At 64.3% G+C, this 20,926-nt stretch carries 18 protein-coding genes and 1 tRNA gene; 7 read left to right on the plus strand and 12 right to left on the minus strand.

Annotation, left to right across the window (positions count from 1 at the left end):
• Window positions 1-52: 52 nt before the first annotated feature.
• From glmM to U0034_RS03970, 4 genes are all read right to left on the minus strand, one after another.
• Window positions 53-1,411, minus strand: coding sequence for a phosphoglucosamine mutase (glmM, locus tag U0034_RS03955; RefSeq protein WP_085224121.1), 1,359 nt, complete (start codon window positions 1,409-1,411; stop codon window positions 53-55).
• Between the two features lie 83 nt (window positions 1,412-1,494).
• Window positions 1,495-2,313 (minus strand): dihydropteroate synthase, encoded by an 819-nt coding sequence (gene folP, locus U0034_RS03960; RefSeq protein WP_162800999.1) that lies wholly within the window; start codon window positions 2,311-2,313, stop codon window positions 1,495-1,497.
• Between the two features lie 200 nt (window positions 2,314-2,513).
• Window positions 2,514-4,403 carry an ATP-dependent zinc metalloprotease FtsH gene (gene ftsH / locus U0034_RS03965; RefSeq protein ID WP_085224117.1) on the minus strand — a complete coding sequence of 630 codons (1,890 nt, stop codon included), beginning with the start codon at window positions 4,401-4,403 and terminating at the stop codon, window positions 2,514-2,516.
• A 173-nt stretch (window positions 4,404-4,576) separates the two neighbouring features.
• Window positions 4,577-5,239, minus strand: coding sequence for an RlmE family RNA methyltransferase (locus U0034_RS03970; RefSeq protein WP_085224115.1), 663 nt, complete (start codon window positions 5,237-5,239; stop codon window positions 4,577-4,579).
• Window positions 5,240-5,366: 127 nt separating this feature from the next.
• On the opposite strand from U0034_RS03970, the gene U0034_RS03975 reads away from it, so the two are divergent.
• Window positions 5,367-5,933 (plus strand): YhbY family RNA-binding protein, encoded by a 567-nt coding sequence (locus U0034_RS03975; protein ID WP_085224113.1) that lies wholly within the window; start codon window positions 5,367-5,369, stop codon window positions 5,931-5,933.
• A gap of 80 nt (window positions 5,934-6,013) precedes the next feature.
• Here U0034_RS03975 and U0034_RS03980 read toward each other — a convergent pair whose 3' ends face one another.
• From U0034_RS03980 to gloB, 6 genes are all read right to left on the minus strand, one after another.
• On the minus strand, window positions 6,014-6,523 hold the full coding sequence (locus U0034_RS03980) for a DUF4149 domain-containing protein (protein ID WP_162801000.1): 510 nt from the start codon (window positions 6,521-6,523) through the stop codon (window positions 6,014-6,016).
• Between the two features lie 13 nt (window positions 6,524-6,536).
• Window positions 6,537-7,013, minus strand: a complete 477-nt coding sequence (gene greA, locus U0034_RS03985; RefSeq protein WP_085224108.1) for a transcription elongation factor GreA — start codon at window positions 7,011-7,013, stop codon at window positions 6,537-6,539.
• Between the two features lie 147 nt (window positions 7,014-7,160).
• Complete coding sequence (gene carB, locus U0034_RS03990) at window positions 7,161-10,415, minus strand: carbamoyl-phosphate synthase large subunit (RefSeq protein WP_085224106.1); 3,255 nt, start codon at window positions 10,413-10,415, stop codon at window positions 7,161-7,163.
• A gap of 76 nt (window positions 10,416-10,491) precedes the next feature.
• On the minus strand, window positions 10,492-11,640 hold the full coding sequence (gene carA, locus U0034_RS03995) for a glutamine-hydrolyzing carbamoyl-phosphate synthase small subunit (protein WP_085224104.1): 1,149 nt from the start codon (window positions 11,638-11,640) through the stop codon (window positions 10,492-10,494).
• Between the two features lie 457 nt (window positions 11,641-12,097).
• Window positions 12,098-13,783 carry a transglycosylase SLT domain-containing protein gene (locus U0034_RS04000; RefSeq protein ID WP_085224491.1) on the minus strand — a complete coding sequence of 562 codons (1,686 nt, stop codon included), beginning with the start codon at window positions 13,781-13,783 and terminating at the stop codon, window positions 12,098-12,100.
• A 152-nt stretch (window positions 13,784-13,935) separates the two neighbouring features.
• Window positions 13,936-14,727, minus strand: a complete 792-nt coding sequence (gene gloB / locus U0034_RS04005; RefSeq protein WP_085224102.1) for a hydroxyacylglutathione hydrolase — start codon at window positions 14,725-14,727, stop codon at window positions 13,936-13,938.
• Between the two features lie 18 nt (window positions 14,728-14,745).
• On the opposite strand from gloB, the gene U0034_RS04010 reads away from it, so the two are divergent.
• The 4 genes from U0034_RS04010 (at window position 14,746) to U0034_RS04025 (ending at window position 16,987) form a co-directional block, all read left to right on the plus strand.
• Window positions 14,746-15,588, plus strand: a complete 843-nt coding sequence (locus U0034_RS04010) for a class I SAM-dependent methyltransferase (protein ID WP_085224100.1) — start codon at window positions 14,746-14,748, stop codon at window positions 15,586-15,588.
• Between the two features lie 19 nt (window positions 15,589-15,607).
• A complete protein-coding gene (rnhA, locus tag U0034_RS04015) occupies window positions 15,608-16,051 on the plus strand; it encodes a ribonuclease HI (protein WP_085224098.1) in 444 nt (147 codons plus the stop codon).
• 57 nt (window positions 16,052-16,108) lie between these two features.
• On the plus strand, window positions 16,109-16,864 hold the full coding sequence (dnaQ, locus tag U0034_RS04020) for a DNA polymerase III subunit epsilon (protein WP_085224096.1): 756 nt from the start codon (window positions 16,109-16,111) through the stop codon (window positions 16,862-16,864).
• A 48-nt stretch (window positions 16,865-16,912) separates the two neighbouring features.
• Window positions 16,913-16,987, plus strand: a tRNA-Val gene (locus tag U0034_RS04025).
• A 93-nt stretch (window positions 16,988-17,080) separates the two neighbouring features.
• Here the strand turns inward: U0034_RS04025 and U0034_RS04030 are convergent.
• Both U0034_RS04030 and U0034_RS04035 read right to left on the minus strand, forming a co-directional pair.
• On the minus strand, window positions 17,081-17,488 hold the full coding sequence (locus tag U0034_RS04030) for a surface-adhesin E family protein (protein ID WP_139831105.1): 408 nt from the start codon (window positions 17,486-17,488) through the stop codon (window positions 17,081-17,083).
• 208 nt (window positions 17,489-17,696) lie between these two features.
• Window positions 17,697-18,587 carry a manganese catalase family protein gene (locus U0034_RS04035; protein WP_085224091.1) on the minus strand — a complete coding sequence of 297 codons (891 nt, stop codon included), beginning with the start codon at window positions 18,585-18,587 and terminating at the stop codon, window positions 17,697-17,699.
• A 167-nt stretch (window positions 18,588-18,754) separates the two neighbouring features.
• On the opposite strand from U0034_RS04035, the gene U0034_RS04040 reads away from it, so the two are divergent.
• Complete coding sequence (locus U0034_RS04040; protein ID WP_085224088.1) at window positions 18,755-19,537, plus strand: PadR family transcriptional regulator; 783 nt, start codon at window positions 18,755-18,757, stop codon at window positions 19,535-19,537.
• 78 nt (window positions 19,538-19,615) lie between these two features.
• On the plus strand, window positions 19,616-20,911 hold the full coding sequence (locus U0034_RS04045; RefSeq protein ID WP_085224086.1) for an MFS transporter: 1,296 nt from the start codon (window positions 19,616-19,618) through the stop codon (window positions 20,909-20,911).
• Window positions 20,912-20,926 lie beyond the last annotated feature (15 nt).

Genomic DNA, 20,926 nt, shown 5'->3' on the forward strand with positions numbered 1-20,926 from the left:
CAGGGCGCGTTTTTTTCCGCTAGCGTCACTTGAGTTACTTGCAGCCTGAAGGTCAGGCCGTCTCCTGCTCCACCACCCGCGCGATTTCCTGCGCACACCGAGTGGCCGCCTCGCTCTCCCGGGCTTCCACCATCACGCGCAATACCGGCTCGGTTCCGGACGCCCGAATCAGCACGCGTCCGTTTCCGTCGAGCGCGCGCTCCGCTTCGCTCACCGCCGCGCGGATCGCGCCGCTGGCCTTCCAATCCGCGCCTGGCCGCATCCGCACGTTAATGAGCTGCTGCGGAAAAAGGGAAACGCCCTGCAACTGCTGAGCGAGCGTTCGCCCGCTACGCTTGATGGCCGCAAGCACGAGCAGCGCGGAAATGATGCCGTCGCCGGTCGTATGCCGATCGAGCGACAGGATGTGGCCCGAGCCCTCCGCACCCAGTTGCCAGCCGTGTTCGCGCAACTGCTCGAGCACGTAGCGATCGCCGACAGCCGCCCGTACGAATTGCACCCCTTCGCGCTCGAGTGCCACCTGTACGGCCATGTTGGTCATCAGCGTGCCCACTGCGCCCGCGACCCCCCCGTCGGTGACGATGCGGTCTTTGACGAGCACGTAGAGCAGTTCGTCGCCGTTGTAGAGGCGTCCTGCCGCATCAACCACCTGCAGCCGGTCGGCGTCGCCGTCGAGCGCGATGCCAAGATCGGCGCGGTTGGCCCGCACGGCGCGGATCAGCGCATCCGGCGCGGTTGCGCCCACACCATCGTTGATGTTGAAGCCATTGGGCGCGACGCCTATCGAAATGACATCGGCGCCGAGTTCGTGGAAAACGTGAGGCGCGACGTGATAGGCCGCACCGTGTGCGCAATCGACCACGAGCTTGAGCCCATGCAGATCGAATGCGGCCGGGAACGTGCTCTTGCAGAATTCGATATAGCGGCCCGCCGCATCATCGAGCCGGCGTGCCTTGCCGAGGCGCTCCGACGGGGCACAGTCGAGCGGCGCATCCAGTTGCCCCTCGATCTGCAGTTCCACTTCATCGGGCAGCTTGTTGCCGTCGGCGCTGAAGAACTTGATGCCGTTGTCGTAGTAGGGATTGTGGGACGCGCTGATGACCACACCCGCCGCGAGACGCAGCGCACGCGTGAGGTAGGCAACGCCGGGCGTCGGCATCGGCCCCGCAAGCATCACATCGACACCGGCAGCGGAGAACCCCGCCTCGAGCGCAGCTTCGAGCATGTAGCCGGACACGCGCGTGTCCTTGCCGATCAGCACCGTGGGCCGCGAGCCCCCCCTCGCCCAGCGGTCTGCGCCGGCCAGCACCTTGCCGGCCGCATAGCCCAGACGCAGAACGAAATCCGGCGTGACAGGCGCTTCGCCGACCTTGCCACGAACGCCATCGGTACCGAAATAACGACGTGCCATCCTGTTGATTCCTTCGTTTTCGAGTAGTTGGGTTGTTGACGGGCGGGGCGCTCGAGCGCCCCGCCGTTGCTCGCTCAACGAGCCTATGAACGGTCTTTTCTCGCCGCCTCGCGCACAGCGGCCCAGACCTTCAACGCATCGACCGTCTCGGCCACATCGTGCACGCGCACGATCGCGGCACCGCGCTCGACGGCGCACACGGCACCCGCGACGCTGGCCGCCACACGTTCCGCCGGCGTGGCCCGCCCGGTAACCACGCCGAACATCGACTTGCGCGACATGCCGGCCAGGATAGGATACGGCGCCACACCACGCGACACGCGCGGCGCGGTGTCCGCCAGATGAGCAAGCAATGCGTAATTGTCCTCGAGCGTGGACTTGCCGAAGCCGAAGCCGGGATCGACGCTCAGGCGCCCGCGCGCAATGCCGGCCAGCATCAGCGCCTCGACGCGCTCGGTCAGGAATGCGCGTACGTCGGCAACCACGTCGTCATAATCGGGCTTGCCGCGCTGCATTGTCTGCGGCTCTCCGAGCATATGCATGATGCAGAGCCCGCACCGGCTCTCGCGCACGGCATCGACCGCGCCCGGCCGCCGAAAACCCCAGACGTCGTTGATGAGATCGGCCCCCGCCGCAAGCGCGGCGCGCATTACTTCGGGCTTGTACGTATCGAGGGACAGCGGCACGCCCACATCGCGCAACGCCTCGACGATGGGAATCACTCGAGCGAGCTCTTCGTCGAGCGGCACGGGCGGCGCACCCGGACGCGTCGATTCCCCGCCGATATCGATGATATCGGCGCCGTCGCCGAGCATGCGCTCGGCCTGCCGCAACGCTTCGTCGCGCGCGACATAGCGGCCGCCGTCGGAAAACGAGTCAGGTGTGACGTTGAGAATGCCCATCACGCGCGGGCGCTCGAACGTGAGCGTGAAGCGCCCGCATTGCAACGGTTCGGGCGTGAGATCGGAAGTGGAATCGGTGCTGGTCACGAGACGATTTGCGATGACGGAAACCGCGCGAAGCGGCGCGTGCGCTGGCCGCGATGAACGAAAAACGGGCCGGTGCGATCCCGCACCGGCCCGTTTTTCGCTGCAGGCGGTCGTTATGCCGGTGCAGTCGCGTTACCCGGCTTCACTTCGGCCCCCGGACTGCCGCTGCTGCCCGAGGAGGTATCGATCGACGAAACGTTCTTCGGCGAGCGCGGCGGGCGGCCGGCCATGATGTCGTTGATCTGATCGGCATCGATCGTCTCCCACTCCATCAGCGCGGCGGTCATTGCTTCGACCTTGTCCCGGTTCTCTTCGAGCAGACGGCGGGCAAGGCCGTACTGGTCGTCCAGCACGCGGCGGATTTCGGCATCGACCTTCTGCTGCGTCGCTTCGGAAATCGTACGCGTAAAGCCGCGGCCGAACGGCGAGCCTTCGTTGTCGTCGTCCGCGTAGACCATCGGCCCCAATGCGTCGGTCATGCCGAAACGCGTAACCATCGCGCGCGCCGTTTGCGTCGCCTTGTTGAAGTCGTCCGACGCGCCCGTGCTGATCAGATTCAGGAACAGTTCCTCCGCCACGCGGCCGCCGAACAAAATGGCGAGGCGATCGAGCAGATATTCCTTCGAGTACGTCTCGTTGTCGTGCTCCGGCAACTGCCAGGTCACGCCCAGCGCCCGACCACGCGGAATGATCGTGACCTTGTGCACAGGATCGGCCTTCGGCAGCAGCTTCGCCACCACGGCATGCCCCGCTTCGTGGTAGGCCGTGGCGCGCTTCGCCTCTTCGCGGATAACGGCCGACTTGCGCTCCGGACCCATGAAGATCTTGTCCTTCGCGTCTTCGAAATCCTGCATTTCGACGATGCGCTTGCCGCGTCGCGCGGCGAAGAGCGCCGCCTCGTTGACGAGGTTCGCGAGATCCGCACCCGAAAAGCCCGGTGTGCCACGCGCAATGACGGCAGCGTCTACGTCGTTCGCGATCGGCACCTTGCGCAGATGCACCTTCAGGATCTGTTCGCGGCCACGGATATCCGGCAAGCCCACGTACACCTGGCGATCGAAACGGCCGGGGCGCAGGAGCGCCTTGTCGAGTACGTCGGAGCGGTTCGTCGCGGCAATCACGATCACGCCCGAATTGGCCTCGAAACCGTCCATCTCCACAAGCATCTGGTTCAGCGTCTGCTCACGTTCGTCGTTGCCGCCACCCATGCCGGCGCCGCGATGGCGGCCGACGGCGTCGATTTCGTCGATGAAGACGATACACGGCGCATGCTTTTTGGCCTGCTCGAACATGTCGCGCACGCGCGCAGCGCCCACGCCCACGAACATTTCGACAAAGTCCGAACCGGAAATGCTGAAAAACGGGACCTTTGCCTCGCCGGCGATGGCGCGCGCAAGCAGCGTCTTACCGGTACCCGGCGGGCCGACGAGCAGCACGCCGCGTGGAATGCGGCCACCGAGCTTCTGGAACTTCTGAGGATCGCGCAGGAAATCGACGAGTTCGGAGACTTCCTCCTTCGCCTCGTCGCACCCGGCGACATCGGTGAAGTTGATGGCGTTGTTGTTCTCGTCGATGAGCCGCGCGCGCGACTTCCCGAACGAGAACGCCCCGCCTTTGCCGCCCCCTTGCATCTGCCGCATCATGTAGAACCAGAAGCCGATGATGAGAATCGTCGGCCCGAGGTAATAAAGTGCGGAGACGAGCGCGTTCGGCTCCTCGTCGGCCTTGCCGCTCACCTGAACGCCATACTTCATCAGATCGCCGACCATCCAGATATCGCCGGGCGATACGATCTGATATTTTTGACCATCAGCAGGAGTGACCGTGAGATTCCGCCCCTGGACGACCACGCTCTTGACCTTGCCGTCCTTCGCGTCCGCCATGAATTGCGAATAGGAAACGCCTTCCTGAACGCGGGGCTTGTCGAACTGCTTGAACACCGTAAACAGCACCAGTGCGATCACGAGCCACACTGCTGCCTTCGAAAACATATTGTTGTTCAAAGCACCACTCCTTCACATAGACGGGCGCCTACATTTACCTTGCGGCACCACGAAAGCATTCTAATCCAGTCCGTAGGCCCCTGCCATAACGTTTCGCTACCGCGGAAATAGCGTTTGGCCGGGTGTCAAGCCGGCATTTCGGCGCCGGCATCGGACTTTTTTCACCGCCCTCGTCAGCCGGGGTGCTTCAGAACCTTGCCCAGGATGAAAGTTTCGGACGATTTGTCGCGCGAAGCTTTCGGCTTGCGCGCGGCGACGGTTTTAAACTGGCGCTTGAACTTCTCCACGATCTGGCTGTAGCCGCTGCCATGGAAACATTTGACGAGGAGCGCCCCCTCCGGTTTCAAATGGTTCTGCGCGAATTCGAGCGCGAGGTCGCAAACATGCTCGATCCGTGCGGCATCCGCCACGGCCACCCCCGAAAGATTGGGTGCCATGTCCGAAATTACAAGGTCGACCCGCCGGCCCGCCACGACTTCTTCGAGTTGCGCGAGCACGGTGTCCTCGCGAAAGTCGCCCTGAATGAAGTGGACGTCCGCGATCGGCTCCATCGGCAGCATATCGAGCGCGATGATCGTGCCGTCGATGCCGCCCTCGCGCGCAGCGTCGCGCCGGGCGCTCTGCGCGAGCTTATTGCGCGCGTATTGACTCCAGCTGCCCGGCGCCGAGCCGAGATCGACGATGATCTGCCCCGGGCGGATCAGCTTGTCCTGCTCGTCGATTTCCTTCAGCTTGTAGGCCGCCCGGGCGCGGTATCCCTCGCGCTGCGCAAGCTTGACGTAAGGATCGTTGATATGGTCGTGCAGCCACGACTGGTTGAAGCGGTTTTTTGCCATTGAAAGAGAGTTACTGCGTCGCGCCGCACTTTTGGCGGATAATACGCGTTTTGCCGTTGTCATTGCGGGCGTCGCATCGTTGCTTGCGCGCGGCCGCCCACATTCTAGTCGAGTTGTCGATCTTCCTATGTCCGCCCTGAAACTTTCCCCCGCTCGCCGCGCCGAATTGCGCGCCCTGGCTCATGCGCTCAAACCGGTCGTGCTCATCGGGGCCGAGGGGCTGACTGACGCCGTCCTGGCCGAAATCAAGGTCCACCTCGACGCGCACGAGCTGATCAAGGTTCGCGTGTTCGGCGACGAACGCGACGAGCGCGTCGCCATTTACGATCAGATCTGCGATGCGCTCGACGCCGCGCCGATCCAGCATATCGGCAAGCTGCTCGTGATCTGGAAGCCGAAAAAGACCGAACGCGCGGTTCCGGCCAAAACCGCGGGTGCTCGTCGCGGCACGGCCGCGCCCAGCGCGCGCGAAGCAGCCGCTGCCACGGCGACGGCCACGGCGAAACCCGCCGCCAGGCGCGGTGCCGCCCCACGTCTCGTCAAGGTCGTCAAGCCGACAGATAACCCCACGCGCCGGCCGAAACCCCAAACCGTGGTCGTGCGCGGCAATGAGCGCGTCACGGCCGGCGGCACGGTCAAACGCGCCAAGAAGCGCCAGACGAGCGCCAAGCGCCAGCATCAAGCAGTGAAATAAGTGTGAGGCGGCGCGGGAGCAACGGGTAATAGCCTTCTCTCTGCGCCGATCAGGCGCAAGCAGCCGCGCCCCGCATCCTCTCAGACACCGCGCGGCGCGGCTCCGCCTGGAGGAATCACGCCGCCCACCGGCAAACGCCAGACCAGCACGAGCCCAAGCAGGCTCTCCACGAGGTAAAAGGCACTCGAAAGTGCGTGCAACAACCCGAAGCGCGCAGCATACGCGGAGTGTCCCACATCGACGCCCGCCTCGAGCGCCGCTGCACGCAGCGCATCCATGAACGGCTGCAGCGAGAAATATCCGACGATCACGCAGGCCAGCATCCCAACGAGCAGCCAGCGCAGCCGCCGATAAGCCACAGCGCCACGCCGCACGAGCAGGTTACCGAGCGCCAGCGACAAAACGCCGCAGAAAACACCGATGATCGCCTCGATCCGAAAAAGCCGGGCCGCCACGGCGCCCGCGGCTACACGATCGAGCGTTGCGAACAACGTGGGGGCGGCGGCATAACCGATCGTCACGAGGCTGCCGACCCAGATGACGACGAGCAGCCTGAAAAGCCTCTGCGGGGTGAGGGACACGTTGCGCAGCCTATCTCGAAGATCAGACGTAACGAACCTCGATGATTTCGTACTCGCGCACGCCGCTCGGGGCCTGCACCTCGGCCACATCGCCCTCGCTCTTGCCGATAAGCGCACGCGCGATCGGCGAACTGACGGAAATCAGGCCGTGATCGAGATCGGCTTCGTCGTCGCCGACGATCTGGTAGGTGACGATGTTGCCGGAGTCGAGATCCTCGAGTTGCACCGTCGCGGCGAATACCACGCGGCCATCGGCGTCCACCGACGACGGGTCGATTACCTGGGCCGCGGCCAGCTTCGATTCGATTTCGGCGATCCGCCCCTCGATGAAGCCCTGTTTTTCCTTCGCCGCGTCGTACTCGGCGTTCTCCGACAAATCGCCCTGTGCACGCGCCTCTGCGATCGAGTTGATGACGGCCGGCCGCTCGACGGACTTCAGCCGCTGCAGTTCGTCACGCAGCTTGTCGGCGCCCCGCCTCGTCAATGGAATGGTGCTCATAGACAGTTCAGTAAGCAAAAAACGACTTTAAAAAAAGCGCCGCGGTTAAGTGCATCCCGTCAGGCGCGCATCGCCACCGGAGGGGACGCCGCTTAACCGCGGCATCTGGGGTCGAAGCCGACCCCGCTCAGTTCTGATATCGAACGATTAGTTTAGGCGACCATGTAGTCCTTGTAAATCATAGACTTCGAGGTCCTTCAGATAGCGCAGACCTTCGACGGCCGCCCGCGCACCCGACATCGTCGTGTAGTAGGTGACCTTGTTCGCCTGGGCGCTCATGCGGATCGAGCGCGAATCGGCGATTGCCGCCCGCGTTTCGTCAACGGTCGTGAAGACGAGCGCGATCTCGCCGTTCTTGATCATGTCGACGATATGGGGCCGGCCGTCCTTTACCTTGTTGACGACCTTCACCGGCACACCCGCCGATGCGATGGCCGCCGCGGTACCCTTCGTCGCGACGATCGGGTAACCGAGCTCGTGCAGCATCCGGGCGACCTCGACGGCCTTCGGCTTGTCGGCGTCCATCACCGTGAGAAGGACCGTACCCGATGCCGGCAGGCGCGAGCCCGCCGCGAGCTGCGACTTGAAGAGCGCTTCGCCGAAGGTCTGGCCCACGCCCATCACCTCACCCGTCGAACGCATTTCAGGCCCGAGCACCGGGTCGACCGTCGGGAACTTCACGAACGGAAACACCGCCTCCTTCACGCTGAAGTAAGGGGGCTCGATCTCCTTCGTCACACCCTGCTGCTCGAGCGGCTGGCCAACCATTGCCCGTGCGGCGATCTTCGCCAGCGCCAGGCCCGTCGCCTTGGATACGTACGGCACCGTGCGCGATGCGCGCGGGTTCACTTCGAGGACGTAGATGACGTCCCGCAGCGAGCCGTCGTTTTCGCGGACCTGCTGAATCGCGAACTGCACGTTCATCAGGCCGACGACGTTCAGCGCACGCGCCATCGCGGCGGTCTGCCGCTTGAGCTCGGCGATGGTCTCCTTCGAGAGCGAATACGGCGGCAGCGAACACGCCGAATCGCCCGAGTGCACACCGGCCTGCTCGATATGTTCCATCACGCCGCCGATGAACACGGCCTTGCCGTCCGAGATGCAGTCGACGTCGCATTCGATCGCATCGTTGAGGAAGCGGTCGAGCAACACCGGCGAATCGTTCGACACCTTCACGGCCTCGCGCATGTAGCGCTCGAGATCGCGCGGCTCGTGCACGATTTCCATCGCGCGACCGCCGAGCACATACGAGGGACGCACCACGAGCGGATAACCGATCTCGTCGGCCAGCGCGAGCGCTTCGCTTTCCGCACGCGCCGTCCGGTTGGGCGGCTGGCGCAGTTGGAGGTCCTTCAGCAGCTTTTGGAAACGCTCGCGGTCTTCCGCTGCGTCGATCATGTCGGGCGAGGTGCCGATGATCGGCACGCCGTTCGCCTCGAGATCGAGCGCGAGCTTCAGAGGCGTCTGGCCGCCGTATTGCACGATTACGCCGAGCGGCTTTTCCTTGTCGACGATTTCGAGGACGTCTTCAAGCGTGAGCGGCTCGAAGTAGAGGCGATCGGACGTATCGTAGTCGGTCGATACCGTTTCCGGGTTGCAGTTGACCATGATCGTCTCATAGCCGTCCTCGCGCATCGCGAGCGCCGCGTGCACGCAGCAGTAGTCGAATTCGATGCCCTGCCCGATCCGGTTCGGGCCACCGCCGAGCACCATGATCTTCTTGTTCGACGTCGGCTGCGCCTCGCATTCCTCTTCGTAGGTCGAGTACATGTAGGCCGTCTTCGTCGCAAATTCGGCCGCGCAGGTATCGACACGCTTGTAGACGGGCCGCACGGCAAGCTCGATGCGGCGTGCGCGAACCTCGGCCGGCTTCGCGCCGAGCAGCTTGGCGAGCCGCCGGTCGGAGAAGCCGCTTTGCTTCAAATAGCGCAGTTCGTCCTTCGTAAGGCTCGCGAGCGTACGGCCGGCAAGCGCCCGCTCCTTGCGCACGATCTCTTCGATCTGGGCCAGGAACCAGGGGTCGATCGACGTTTCCTCGAACACTTCGTCGAGCGTCATGCCGATACGGAATGCATCGCCCACGTACCAGATCCGGTCGGGGCCCGGCTCGCCGATCTCGCGCACGATCTCGTCGCGATCGCTCGATTTCTCGTCGAGACCGTCCACGCCCACTTCGAGGCCGCGCAGGGCCTTTTGGAACGATTCCTGGAAGGTCCGGCCGATCGCCATCACCTCTCCCACGGACTTCATTTGCGTCGTCAGGTGCGGATCGGCCTCGCGGAACTTCTCGAACGCGAAACGCGGCACCTTCGTCACGACGTAATCGATCGTCGGCTCGAACGAAGCCGGCGTCTGGCCACCCGTGATCTCGTTCTTGAGTTCGTCGAGCGTATAGCCGACGGCGAGCTTTGCCGCCACCTTGGCGATCGGGAAGCCTGTTGCCTTCGACGCAAGCGCGGAGGAGCGCGACACGCGCGGATTCATCTCGATCACGATCACGCGGCCGTCGCGCGGATTGATCGCGAACTGCACGTTCGAGCCGCCCGTGTCGACGCCAATCTCGCGCAGCACGGCGAGCGATGCATTGCGCAGGAGTTGATATTCCTTGTCGGTCAGAGTCTGCGCGGGCGCGACGGTGATCGAATCGCCTGTGTGGATGCCCATCGGGTCGAGGTTCTCGATCGAGCAGACGATGATGCAGTTGTCGGCGCGATCGCGCACGACTTCCATCTCGTACTCTTTCCATCCGAGCAGCGACTCTTCGATCAGCAATTCGCGCGTGGGCGAGAGATCCAGACCACGCCGGCAGATCTCTTCGAACTCCTGCCGGTTGTACGCAATGCCGCCGCCCGAGCCGCCGAGCGTGAAGGACGGCCGGATCACGACGGGGTAGCCCTGTCCGCCCGTTTGCGCCGCGATTTCGGCCTGCACCGTCAACGCCTCTTCCATCGAGTGCGCGACGCCCGATTTCGCCGAGCCGAGGCCGATCTTCGTCATCGCGTCCTTGAACTTCTGACGATCTTCCGCCTTGTCGATGGCCTCGGGCGAGGCGCCGATCAACTCCACGTCGTATTTCGCCAGCACGCCGTGGTGGAACAGATCGAGCGCGCAGTTGAGCGCCGTCTGGCCGCCCATCGTCGGCAGGATCGCGTCGGGGCGCTCCTTGGCGATGATGCGCTCGACCACCTCCCAGGTGATCGGCTCGATATAGGTCACGTCGGCCGTGTTCGGATCGGTCATGATCGTGGCCGGGTTGCTGTTCACGAGAACGACTTTGTAGCCTTCCTCGCGCAATGCCTTGCAGGCCTGGGCGCCCGAGTAATCGAACTCGCAGGCCTGGCCAATGATGATCGGCCCCGCGCCGATGATGAGTATGCTTTGGATGTCTGTCCGCTTGGGCATAACGCTCTCGCTTGTCTAATCTGTGTGCTCTGTTCCTGGCCGGGCCGCGGCGCCATCTTTCGGGCGCCGCGCCGGGTCACGCCGCCGCGTTGCCGCGCTTCGAATCCATCAACGCGGTGAAGCGGTCGAACAGGTAGCCGATATCATGCGGACCGGGCGATGCTTCGGGGTGACCCTGGAAGCAAAACGCGGGCTTGTCGGTCAACTCGAACCCCTGCAGCGTGCCGTCGAAAAGCGACACGTGCGTCACGCGCGCGTTGGCCGGCAGCGTGGCCGCATCCACCGCGAAGCCGTGGTTCTGCGACGTGATGACGACCCGGCCGTCCGCCAGGTCCTTCACCGGGTGGTTGGCGCCGTGGTGGCCCGTTTTCATCTTCATCGTTTTCGCGCCCACCGCGAGGCCCATGATCTGGTGCCCGAGGCAGATGCCGAAGGTCGGAATCCCGCGCTCGATGAAGGCCTTCGTCGCCTCGATCGCGTAATCGCACGGCTCGGGGTCACCCGGGCCGTTCGAAAGAAAGATGCCGTCCGGATTCAGGGCGAGTGCGTCGGCCGCGCTCGATTGCGCCGGCAGCACCGTTACGTGGCAGCCCCGCTCGGCCAGCATGCGCAGGATGTTGTACTTCACGCCGTAATCGAACGCGACCACACGGTAGCGCGGCGCGCGCTGCGCACCGAAGCCGGTACCGAGACGCCACTCGGTCTGCGTCCACTCGTACGGCCTGGTCGCCGACACCACCTTCGCGAGATCCATCCCCGCGAGGCCCGGGAACGACCGCGCGAGCTCGATCGCACGCGCTTCGTCGTCGCCGCCGGCCAGAATGCAGCCGTTTTGCGCGCCCTTGTCGCGCAAGATGCGCGTGAGGCGACGCGTGTCGATGCCGGCAATGGCGACCACGCCTTCGTCGTTCAGATACTCGGCGAGCGTGCGCTGCATGCGGAAGTTCGAAGCGCGCACGGGCAGATCGCGGATGATGAGGCCTGCGGCATGGACCTTCGTCGATTCGACGTCTTCGCCGTTGACCCCGACGTTACCGATGTGGGGGTAGGTGAGCGTCACGATCTGACGGGCGTAACTCGGGTCGGTCAGGATTTCCTGATAGCCGGTGATCGCTGTGTTGAAAACCACCTCGCCGATCGTATGACCGGCCGCGCCGATCGAATAACCGCGAAAGACCGTGCCGTCGGCGAGAGCAAGCAGAGCGGGAGGAAATGACGGCAACACGGGGAAGCTCCTTGGGAACACCCTGTTGCCGACCTGTCATCCGCCCTGAAAAGGGCACGCATCCAGCCGCGTCGCGACCGATGGGCGCCTCGTGTCGCGCTTCGCGTCGCAAGCCCGGCGAGGGTGCCACGGCGTGCCACGGCGTGCAATTCGCCTTGGCCAGCCTGATTCAGCCGGGTGCGCCACGCGAGACATCGAGCGGCGGATGAACGGGAGGAGGAAGGTAGGCGCTAGGGTGCGGGTTGAATAGTGCAAACTTTCAAATTATAGCGCGAAAGCCCCTTCCCTACAATGGACATACCGATCGGCCAACCCTTGCGACGACCGCCGCAGCGGCCATCTGCCCGATGCTACACCCACGCCCCGCACCGGCAAAGTGCTCGGAGGAACAACCGGCACAAAATGAAAACGCCGCCCGTAATCATGGCGGCGTTTTCCGAAAAACGTGGCAGCGGGCCTACTGCTGCTCTCGAGCACTCTTGCGCGAGGCAACGGTCGTCGATTTGCCGCTCGCTTCCTTCGTCGCCTTTTTAGACGACTTCGAGGCCGTGGCCTTCGGCGCCGGCGCAGCCTTGGCGTTCGTACGTGCAGCCGTCTTCACCGCCTTGGTCGCGCCCTGCTTGCGTACCGACGCCTTGCCGGCACGGGAAGCTGAAGGGACGTCGGTAGCGCGCGCGGATACCTTCTCCGGCTTGACGTCCGCGGGCATCGCCGTGGCCAGTTTCTGCGGGCCCGGTTCAGCGGGCAGCGCTCTACCCACCGGCACATGCAGCACGATCACCTGACCGGGCAGCAAGGTGTCGCGCCGGGTCTTGTTCCACGACTTCAACTGACCGACCGACACCTGATAGCGCGCCGCCACGGCTGCCATCGACTGCTTGCGGCGCACGCGAATCAGCATCTTGCGCGTGTCCGGCACGTCGGGCTCCATTGCGAGCACCGCGCTTTCCGCCACATCGGCGCTGATGTCCTCGTCATCGTCGTCGTCGCGCGGCACGAGCAGCGTCGAGCCCGGCTTCAGACGCATGCCGGCGGGAATCTTGTTGACGGCCATCAGCGTCGCGGCATCGACACCGATCTTCTCTGCAAGCGCCGCCGGCCGCGCGCGCTCGGTCACCGTGTAGGTGGTCCACGACGAGAGCTGACCGTCGTAGCGCTTGAGGTTGCGCTCGAACGCACTCGCGTTGTCGAACGGCAGCAGAATCTGCGGCTCGGTGGCACCGAGGATCACGGGTTTCTTGAATGACGGATTGAGCGCACGGAATTCGTCAGCCGACATGTTCGCAAGCTTCGCGGCCATTGCCACGTCGATGTCGTGCGACGTCGTGACGGTCACGAAGTACGGATGGTTCGGAATCGACGGCAGCGCCAACCCGTAAATCTGCGGATTCGCGACGATGTTCTTCACGGCCTGCAGCTTCGGCACGTAGTTGCGCGTCTCGTTGGGCATGCGCAGGCTCTGATAGTCGGTGGGCAGCCCCGCCGCCTGATTGCGCGCGATGGCGCGCTGCACGTTGCCTTCGCCCCAGTTGTAGGCGGCAAGCGCGAGGTACCAGTCGCCGAACATGTCGTGCAGCCGCGAGAGGTAATCGAGCGCGGCACCCGTCGATGCCAGCACGTCGCGGCGCTCGTCCTGCCACATGTTCTGCTTGAGGTTGTACGTGCGGCCCGTGTCCGGCACGAACTGCCACATGCCGGCCGCCTTCGCGACCGACAGGGCCTGCGGGTTGTACGCCGATTCGATGAACGGCAGCAGCGCGAGTTCGGTCGGCATATGGCGCGACTCGAGCTCTTCGACGATGTAATAGAGATACTTTTGCGACCGCTCCGTCATGCGCTCGACGTAGTCGGGACGCTGGGCATACCAGTTCACCTGCATGTCGACGAGGTCGCTTTGCAGATCGGGCATCTGGAAGCCGCGGCGAATGCGCCCCCACAGATCGGAATCGGCACTCGTCAGTTGATCGACCGAGCTTTTGTCGACGTCGATCGTCTGTTTTGCAGTGACGGCGCGCAGCGTATCGGTGGCGGCTTGCGCGTTGGAAGCCTCTGAGGAGGAGGAGGAGGCAGAGTTCGCCCCGGGCCCCTGACTCGCGCACGCGGCGAGCATGAGAACCAGTAGCGTACTGAGGAAAAATCGCATGAACGTCTCGGCTTCCAAAGCTGGAAATTGCACGCGATAGTACGAAAGCATACCGCTCCCGTCAACAGAAAATAAGAAAAAAACCTGACAAATCCGAGGCTTGGCGTGTGTCGTGAGATGTTTTCACGAAACTCTGCCGGCCCCGCCCGCCTCTATCGGAAGCGGTTTTTCCACTCCCGCATCAATGTGAACGAGGTGAGACGGTCGGTCACGGGTTCGCGCAGCTGCTCGGCCAGGGTTTCGCGGATCGCCTGCGAATCCGCGCGCAGAAACGGATTGACTGCGCGCTCGTGTTCGATCGTGGTGGGCAGCGTCGGCTCGTTGCGCGCCCGGCGGGCGGCAGCCTCCTCCTGCCAGGCAACCAGCGCCGCGTTGTCCGGCTCGCAGGCAAGCGCGAAACGGATATTCGACAGGGTGTATTCGTGTGCGCAATGGACCTGCGTGGTGCCCGGCAGTGCCGCGAGCGCATCCAGCGAGCCCAGCATTTGAGCGGGCGAGCCCTCGAACAACCGCCCGCAGCCGCAGGCGAAGAGCGTGTCGCCGCAAAAGACGTGCGGCGCGGCGCCGCCTTCGGCCGCCTGAAAATAGGCAATGTGCCCGCGCGTATGCCCGGGCACGTCGATGACTTGCAGGGTCATTGCGGGCGCGGCGAGATGGACGCGGTCACCGCCGGCAACGGGATGCGTGACCTCGGCGATCGCTTCCGCCGCGGGGCCATAGACGGGCACGCCGGCCTCGCTGACGAGATCGGCCACTCCGCCGACGTGGTCGGCATGATGGTGCGTGAGTAAAATAGCGCTCAGCCGCCAGCCCTTTTGCGCGAGATACGTGCGCACCGGCGCGGCTTCGCCCGGGTCGACCGCGACCGCATCGCGCCCGTTCGACACGAGCCAGATGTAGTTGTCAGCAAACGCCGGCACCGGCACGTATTCGAGCGTTTTCATAGGCGCGCATTCATCACGATGTCTGATCGATCGATTATAGACTGGCCCGCCTGGACCGACTCCCCGCCCGGACGCTACGTGCTCGCGTGGGAGCAGGCACAGCTCGACCGCGTCGTGTTCAACGCGTTCGGCTACCACGCGCTGCAGCTCGGCCTGCCGCAGCTCGACGCGCTGCGGGAAAACCGCATGCCTTGCCGCGCGCTCGTGCTCGATGCGGCGAGCGGCGCAAGCGCGCCCTACCGCTGCCCGCCCGCCGGGCTCGAGCAGCCGATGCCGCCGGACGCGCCGTATGCGCCGAGCGACGCCCATGCGCCGGACGGCCGCACGACCGTCTGGTGCGATCTGCTCGATTTGCCGTTCGAGGCGCAAAGCGTCGATCTGATCGTCATGCCGCACACGCTCGAATTCACACGCGACCCGCACCGGCTGCTGCGCGAGGCCGAGCGCATCCTGATGCCGGAGGGGCAGCTCATCATCCTCGGCTTCAATTCGCTGAGCCTGTGGGGCGCGCGCCAGTCGTTCGGCAAAATGACGGGCCAGCCGTTCGTGCCGGCCGCCCATGATCTGATCGCGTTTACGCGGATCAAGGACTGGATCAAATTGCTCGGATTCGAGCTTGAACGGGGGCGCTTCGGCTGCTATCGTCCGCCCCTCGTCGGCGAAAAGTGGCTCGACCGCTTCGGTTTCATGGAGCAGGCGGGCGATCGCTGGTGGCCCATTTTCGGCGCGGCCTATATGGTCACGGCCGTCAAGCGCGTGCGAGGCATGCGGCTCGTCGGCTCCGTGCGGGCGAAAAAGCCCGTGCTGGCGCCGGGGCTCGCCGCAGCCGCAACCCATAAGACACACAACCCGAGAATATGAAGTGACTGACGTGACTGATGTGACGCCCGAGTTCATCGAGATCTTTACGGACGGTGCCTGCAAGGGCAACCCCGGCCCTGGCGGATGGGGTGCGCTGCTGCGCTACGGCAACCAGGAAAAGGAACTCTTCGGCGGAGAGGCGGCCACGACGAACAATCGCATGGAGCTGATGGCCGTGATCGCCGCGCTCGAAGCACTGAAACGGCCTTGCAAGGCGGTGATCCATACGGACTCGCAGTACGTGCAAAAAGGCATCAGCGAGTGGATTCACGGCTGGAAGAAGAAGAACTGGATGACGGCGGCAAAAACGCCGGTGAAGAACGCCGATCTCTGGCGGCGCCTGGATACGCTCGCCGGCACGCACGAGATCGAATGGCGCTGGGTGAAGGGCCATGCCGGGCATCCTGGGAACGAGCGGGCCGACGCTCTAGCCAATCGCGGCGTGAGCGCGCTGGCTCGATAGCAAGCGCCGCCTCACCTCAGCTTTTTTCAGAACGCCTCGAGCAGAGAGACACCGAATATGCGCCAGATCGTCCTCGATACCGAAACCACAGGCCTCAACGCACGCACAGGGGACCGCATCATCGAAATCGGCGGCGTGGAAATCGTCAACCGCCGCCTGACCGGCAGGAATCTACATTTTTACGTCAACCCCGAGCGCGACAGCGACCCGGGCGCGCTGGCGGTGCACGGCCTCACGACCGAGTTTCTCAGCGACAAGCCGAAATTCGCCGAAGTCGCCGACGCGGTGCGCGACTTCGTGCACGACGCGGAACTCATCATCCACAACGCGCCGTTCGATCTGGGCTTTCTCGAAGCCGAGTTCGCGCTGCTCGGCCTGCCCCCGTTCCGAGAGCATTACGCGAGCGTGATCGATACACTCGTGCAGGCCAAGTCGATGTTCCCCGGCAAACGCAACTCGCTCGACGCGCTGTGCGACCGCTTCGGAATCAGCAATGCGCACCGCACGCTGCACGGCGCCTTGCTCGACTCCGAGTTGCTGGCCGAGGTGTATCTGGCCATGACGCGTGGACAGGAAACGCTCGTCATCGACATGCTGAGCGAAACGGCGGTACAGGCGGATGCGGGCTCCCCTCGTGTGTCCATCGCGCTCGAATCGATGGCCCTGCCCGTGATCGCGGCCGACGAGGCGGAACTCGGGGCGCATCAGGCCGTGCTCGACGATATCGAGAAACGCAGCAAGAGCACGAGCGTGTGGCGGCGCGAGCCGGAGCCCGCAACCGGGTCCAGTTCGGACGTTGCGCAAGCCGCTTAAAAAAGGCTTTACGAGCCGCGATCGGTCTGCCATAATTCGAGGCTCTTCGGGTGGTTAGCTCAGCGGTAGAGCACTGCCTTCACACGGCAGGGGTCACTGGTTCGATCCCAGTACTACCCACCAGATTCATGGGTACGTAGGAAGCCCGAAGAACAAAGGCCCTCAGGCGTAAGCCGAGGGCCTTTTTCTTTGCCTGCCTCGCAAGGCCGCACTGGATCACTCCTCCTGGCCGCACACCGCGTGCTCGATCGCCTCGATTGTCGAATCCGGCGGAATGTCGCGATAGGTCTGGGCCGACAGATCCGGCTGCCCGAGATTGTTTCCTTGCGGGTCGTACAACTGCGCGGACAAGACTTTGATGCGATCCATCCCGCAGTCGATCGAGTCGCGCTCGACCATGACGGTGGCGGTCACACCGCTTCCCGGATCGACGAGCGGATGCTTCGTGTAATCGGACATCACCCAAACCAGCCGGTATCCATGGGCGTCGCGCTTGATTCGATCCAAGTCCACATAAACCGTATGCTCGGCGTCCTCGAAAACAGGTGTCCAGCTCGCCGCCCGTGCAGCCCCGAGTACGACGAACAAGCTCAACCCCACGGCAATTCCACTTGCGATCCTCACGACGCATCCCCGCAGATTCGGTGGATGCGATGATAAAAGCGCCCGGACACTTACGCCAGTGCGCGCCGGCTCGCATCCGCGCACGCCGAGACGGCGCACCCCGCGACTTCGCGCCTCCAACCGCCGAGACCGTTCCCGGCTCCGCAGCCCTGCAGGCCAGCCCGCGATGAGCCGGGCGCGGCGCCTTCGGCGGCCGCGCTCACCACACTCAACCGCGCAGCCCATCCTGCCCAGGCGCCGTCGATCCGAGCTCGGCCCCCGTCTCCGGATCCGAGGTCCGGTCGGACTTCAGCCGCAGCTTCATCGCATCGAGCGTCGCGCGCTGCTCGGCGCCCAACTTGACCGACGCGAGCCCATCGCCGCCATCGACCGCCGGCGATGGCTTCTCGACCAGATCCAGCCCGCGCCCTTCGTTCCAGGGCCCGAGCTCGGGCGGCTCGCCTTGCGACATCTTGTAATAAGCATTTGCGTATTGCGGGTTCGGCGGCAGCTTGCCCGGCGGGAAATTGCCGACGATCGAGTACAGCGCTTTTTCGAACGACTTCTGATGCGAAACCTCTCGCGTCATCAGAAAACCCAGCGCGTCGCGCACACCCGGATCGTCGCTCACGTTGATGAGCCGCTCGTAAATGATCTTCGCACGCGCTTCGGCTGCGATGTTCGAGCGCAGGTCCGCGGTCGGCTCGCCTATCGTATCGATGTACGCCGATGTCCACGGCACACCGCCCGAGTTGGTCAGCGGGTTGCCCGCGCCATAGAGAACCTGCGTCACATGGCTGTCGTTGCCGGCGCCGTTGATCTTGCGATACAGCTCGGCCTGCGTATCCACCGCCTCTGCCAGTTCGCCCTTCGCGCCACGATTGAGCATGGCGACGAGCGAGCCGATGATTTCCAAGTGGCTCAACTCCTCGGTCGCGATGTCGAACAGCATGTCGCGGCGGCCAGCGTCCTCCTCGCTTACCGCCTGCGTGAAGTACCGCATGGCGGCCGCGAGCTCGCCTTGCGGCCCGCCGAACTGCTCCAGCAACAAGTTGGCGAGCCCCGGCTGGGGCGCGCCAACACGAACCGTGTACTGCAAACGCTTGTTGTGTACGAACATGGGACTCTCTCCTATTGATCTCGCGAGCTTTCGTCGCACGGTCCGCTGGCGCAACGGCCGTTCCCGGACCGGTTCCTCGCGCCCTTTGGCGCCTTCGCACCGAGATGCTTGACTTTGTATCTTTAGATATATATCTTTAGATACACACAAACACCTAGGAGCCGCAGATGCGACACCCTCGCTTTCATCCCTTTTTTTCCGATCACGTGCACGGCAGCCAGGCAAGGGGCTTTGCGGAGCGCGCATTTGATCGCTTGCATCGCACCTTCCATCACGAGGGGCATGCTGGCCGTTTCGAGGACCCTTCTTTTCTGCACAGTTTCTGGCACGCAATCGGGCGGCACCGTCATCGCCACGGCGGCGGCGCGTTCTGGGGCGGCGGCCGTGGCGAGCGGGGCTTCGGCGACGACGACGGCTTCACGCGTGGCCGCAAGTTCACGGGCGAGGATTTGCAGCTCATGTTGCTCGCGCTGATCGCCGAGGGGCCGCGCCACGGCTACGAATTGATCAAAGCCCTGGAATCGCGGTCGAATGGTTTCTATACGCCAAGCCCGGGCATGGTCTATCCTGCGCTGACCTATCTCGAAGAACTGGGCTATGTCACGGTTCAGCAGGAAGGTAATCGCAAGCGATACGAAATAGCCGAGGCCGGTCGTGCCTATCTCGGAGCACACCGCGATCAGGTCGACCTGATCCTTGCGAAGCTCAGCTTCGTCGCGAGCAAAATGGAATCGATGCGGCGCGCGTATGCGGCCGACGACGACGCCGGAGAACCCGGCCGCTGGCATCCAAAACTGCTGCAAGCCCGCTATGCACTCAAGCTTGCCGTTGTGCGGCGCGCAGACGCCGGAGAGGACGAGCAACGGCGCATCGCCGATATCCTCCTGCGCGCGGCAGCCGAAATCGAAGGGAATGCCGCTCCAGCCGCCGGGCCGTCCGAGCCCGTGTAGCCGTTCATGCGGCGGGCCGAGCCGGCCCGCCTTTGTTTTTACCCAAGCAAGCGTGCCCGATCATAAGGACTCCAATACATGTACACGCTGTCTCCCGCCCGCGAACGCCGAATCATCTGGCTCCTTGCCCTCGTGCAGTTCACGGTCATCATGGACTTCATGGTGATGATGCCGCTCGGCCCGCAGATCATGTCGGCGTTCCGCGTTTCGCCATCCGCATTCGCCGCCGCCGTCTCGGCTTATTCATGGTGCTCCGGCCTTTCGGGGCTGCTCGCGGCTACCTACATCGACCGTTTCGACCGCCGCAAGCTGTTGATCGCCGTCTATGCGCTCTTCGCGCTGTCCAACGTCGTCTGCGCGCTCACCTCCAGCTATTCGCTGCTGCTCGTGAGCCGCGCCTTCGCCGGCATCACCGGCGGCGTCCTCAGCGCCGGCGTCATGGCGATCGTCGCCGACATCGTTCCCGTTGCGCGGCGCGGTGCGGCCACCGGCATCATCATGACGTCGTTTTCGCTCGCGGCCATTGCCGGGGTACCCGCCGGGGTCCTCCTCGGTGCGCATTTCGGCTGGTCGGCACCCTTTTGGCTGCTGGGCACGCTGAGCGTGCTCATCGGATCGACAGCACTCGGCGTCGTGCCCTCGCTGACGGAGCATCTGAGCGGTCAGCGCACCCGTGTTGCCGAAGCGTTGCCCGCTCTCGTACGACTGCTAACGCGCGCCCGGCACGCCAAGGCATTCGCACTGACATTCTCGATGATGGTCGCGCACATGCTCGTGATCCCCTTCATTTCGCCGATGCTCGTCGCCAATCACGGCATTGCCCCGGGGCGGCTGTCATGGCTTTATATGGCCGGCGGTGCCGCCACGTTCTGTACTTCGCGTGCGGTCGGGCGTCTTGCGGACAGGGTTGGCCATCGCGTCGTCTTTCGCGTGTTCGGGGTACTGGCCATGGCCTGCATTCTGGCGATGACACATCTGCCCGCCCTGCCGTTCGCCGCGCTCATGGCGTTTTTCGCGGTCTTCATGGTAGTGGGTTCCGGCCGCATGGTCCCGATGCAGGCCATCCTCACGACGGTGCCCGAGCCGCGCGAGCGCGGCGCGTTCCTCAGCGCGAACGGTGCCGTGCAGGCACTCGGCACGGGTTGCGGTGCATGGCTCGGCGGGTTGCTCATAACGAACGACGCAGCCGGGCATCTCGTCGGCTACGGCACGATTGGCTGGCTGTCCGTGTCGCTGTCGGGGCTCGCGCTCGTTTGGATCGGCCGCGTGACGAGCGCACCGGCCGGTATCGGGCAGCGCGAAAGCGGCGCCGTCAGGCTTGCCGACGTGCGCTCCGCCGGCAAAGAGGCGCCGGCGCTCGCGCCGGACGCCTGAGCGGCACACGTACGC

This window comes from Trinickia caryophylli, from assembly GCF_034424545.1.
GTDB classification, from domain to species: domain Bacteria; phylum Pseudomonadota; class Gammaproteobacteria; order Burkholderiales; family Burkholderiaceae; genus Trinickia; species Trinickia caryophylli.

What these genes read in the sequence shown, in the direction of transcription:
- glmM (WP_085224121.1), bottom strand. Translation starts at nt 1,411, where the DNA reads ATGGCACGTCGTTATTTCGGTACCGATGGCGTTCGTGGCAAGGTCGGC.
- folP (WP_162800999.1), bottom strand. Translation starts at nt 2,313, where the DNA reads ATGGGCATTCTCAACGTCACACCTGACTCGTTTTCCGACGGCGGCCGC.
- U0034_RS03970 (WP_085224115.1), bottom strand. Translation starts at nt 5,239, where the DNA reads ATGGCAAAAAACCGCTTCAACCAGTCGTGGCTGCACGACCATATCAAC.
- U0034_RS03975 (WP_085224113.1), top strand. Translation starts at nt 5,367, where the DNA reads ATGTCCGCCCTGAAACTTTCCCCCGCTCGCCGCGCCGAATTGCGCGCC.
- greA (WP_085224108.1), bottom strand. Translation starts at nt 7,013, where the DNA reads ATGAGCACCATTCCATTGACGAGGCGGGGCGCCGACAAGCTGCGTGAC.
- carB (WP_085224106.1), bottom strand. Translation starts at nt 10,415, where the DNA reads ATGCCCAAGCGGACAGACATCCAAAGCATACTCATCATCGGCGCGGGG.
- U0034_RS04000 (WP_085224491.1), bottom strand. Translation starts at nt 13,783, where the DNA reads ATGCGATTTTTCCTCAGTACGCTACTGGTTCTCATGCTCGCCGCGTGC.
- gloB (WP_085224102.1), bottom strand. Translation starts at nt 14,727, where the DNA reads ATGAAAACGCTCGAATACGTGCCGGTGCCGGCGTTTGCTGACAACTAC.
- U0034_RS04010 (WP_085224100.1), top strand. Translation starts at nt 14,746, where the DNA reads ATGTCTGATCGATCGATTATAGACTGGCCCGCCTGGACCGACTCCCCG.
- dnaQ (WP_085224096.1), top strand. Translation starts at nt 16,109, where the DNA reads ATGCGCCAGATCGTCCTCGATACCGAAACCACAGGCCTCAACGCACGC.
- U0034_RS04035 (WP_085224091.1), bottom strand. Translation starts at nt 18,587, where the DNA reads ATGTTCGTACACAACAAGCGTTTGCAGTACACGGTTCGTGTTGGCGCG.
- U0034_RS04040 (WP_085224088.1), top strand. Translation starts at nt 18,755, where the DNA reads ATGCGACACCCTCGCTTTCATCCCTTTTTTTCCGATCACGTGCACGGC.
- U0034_RS04045 (WP_085224086.1), top strand. Translation starts at nt 19,616, where the DNA reads ATGTACACGCTGTCTCCCGCCCGCGAACGCCGAATCATCTGGCTCCTT.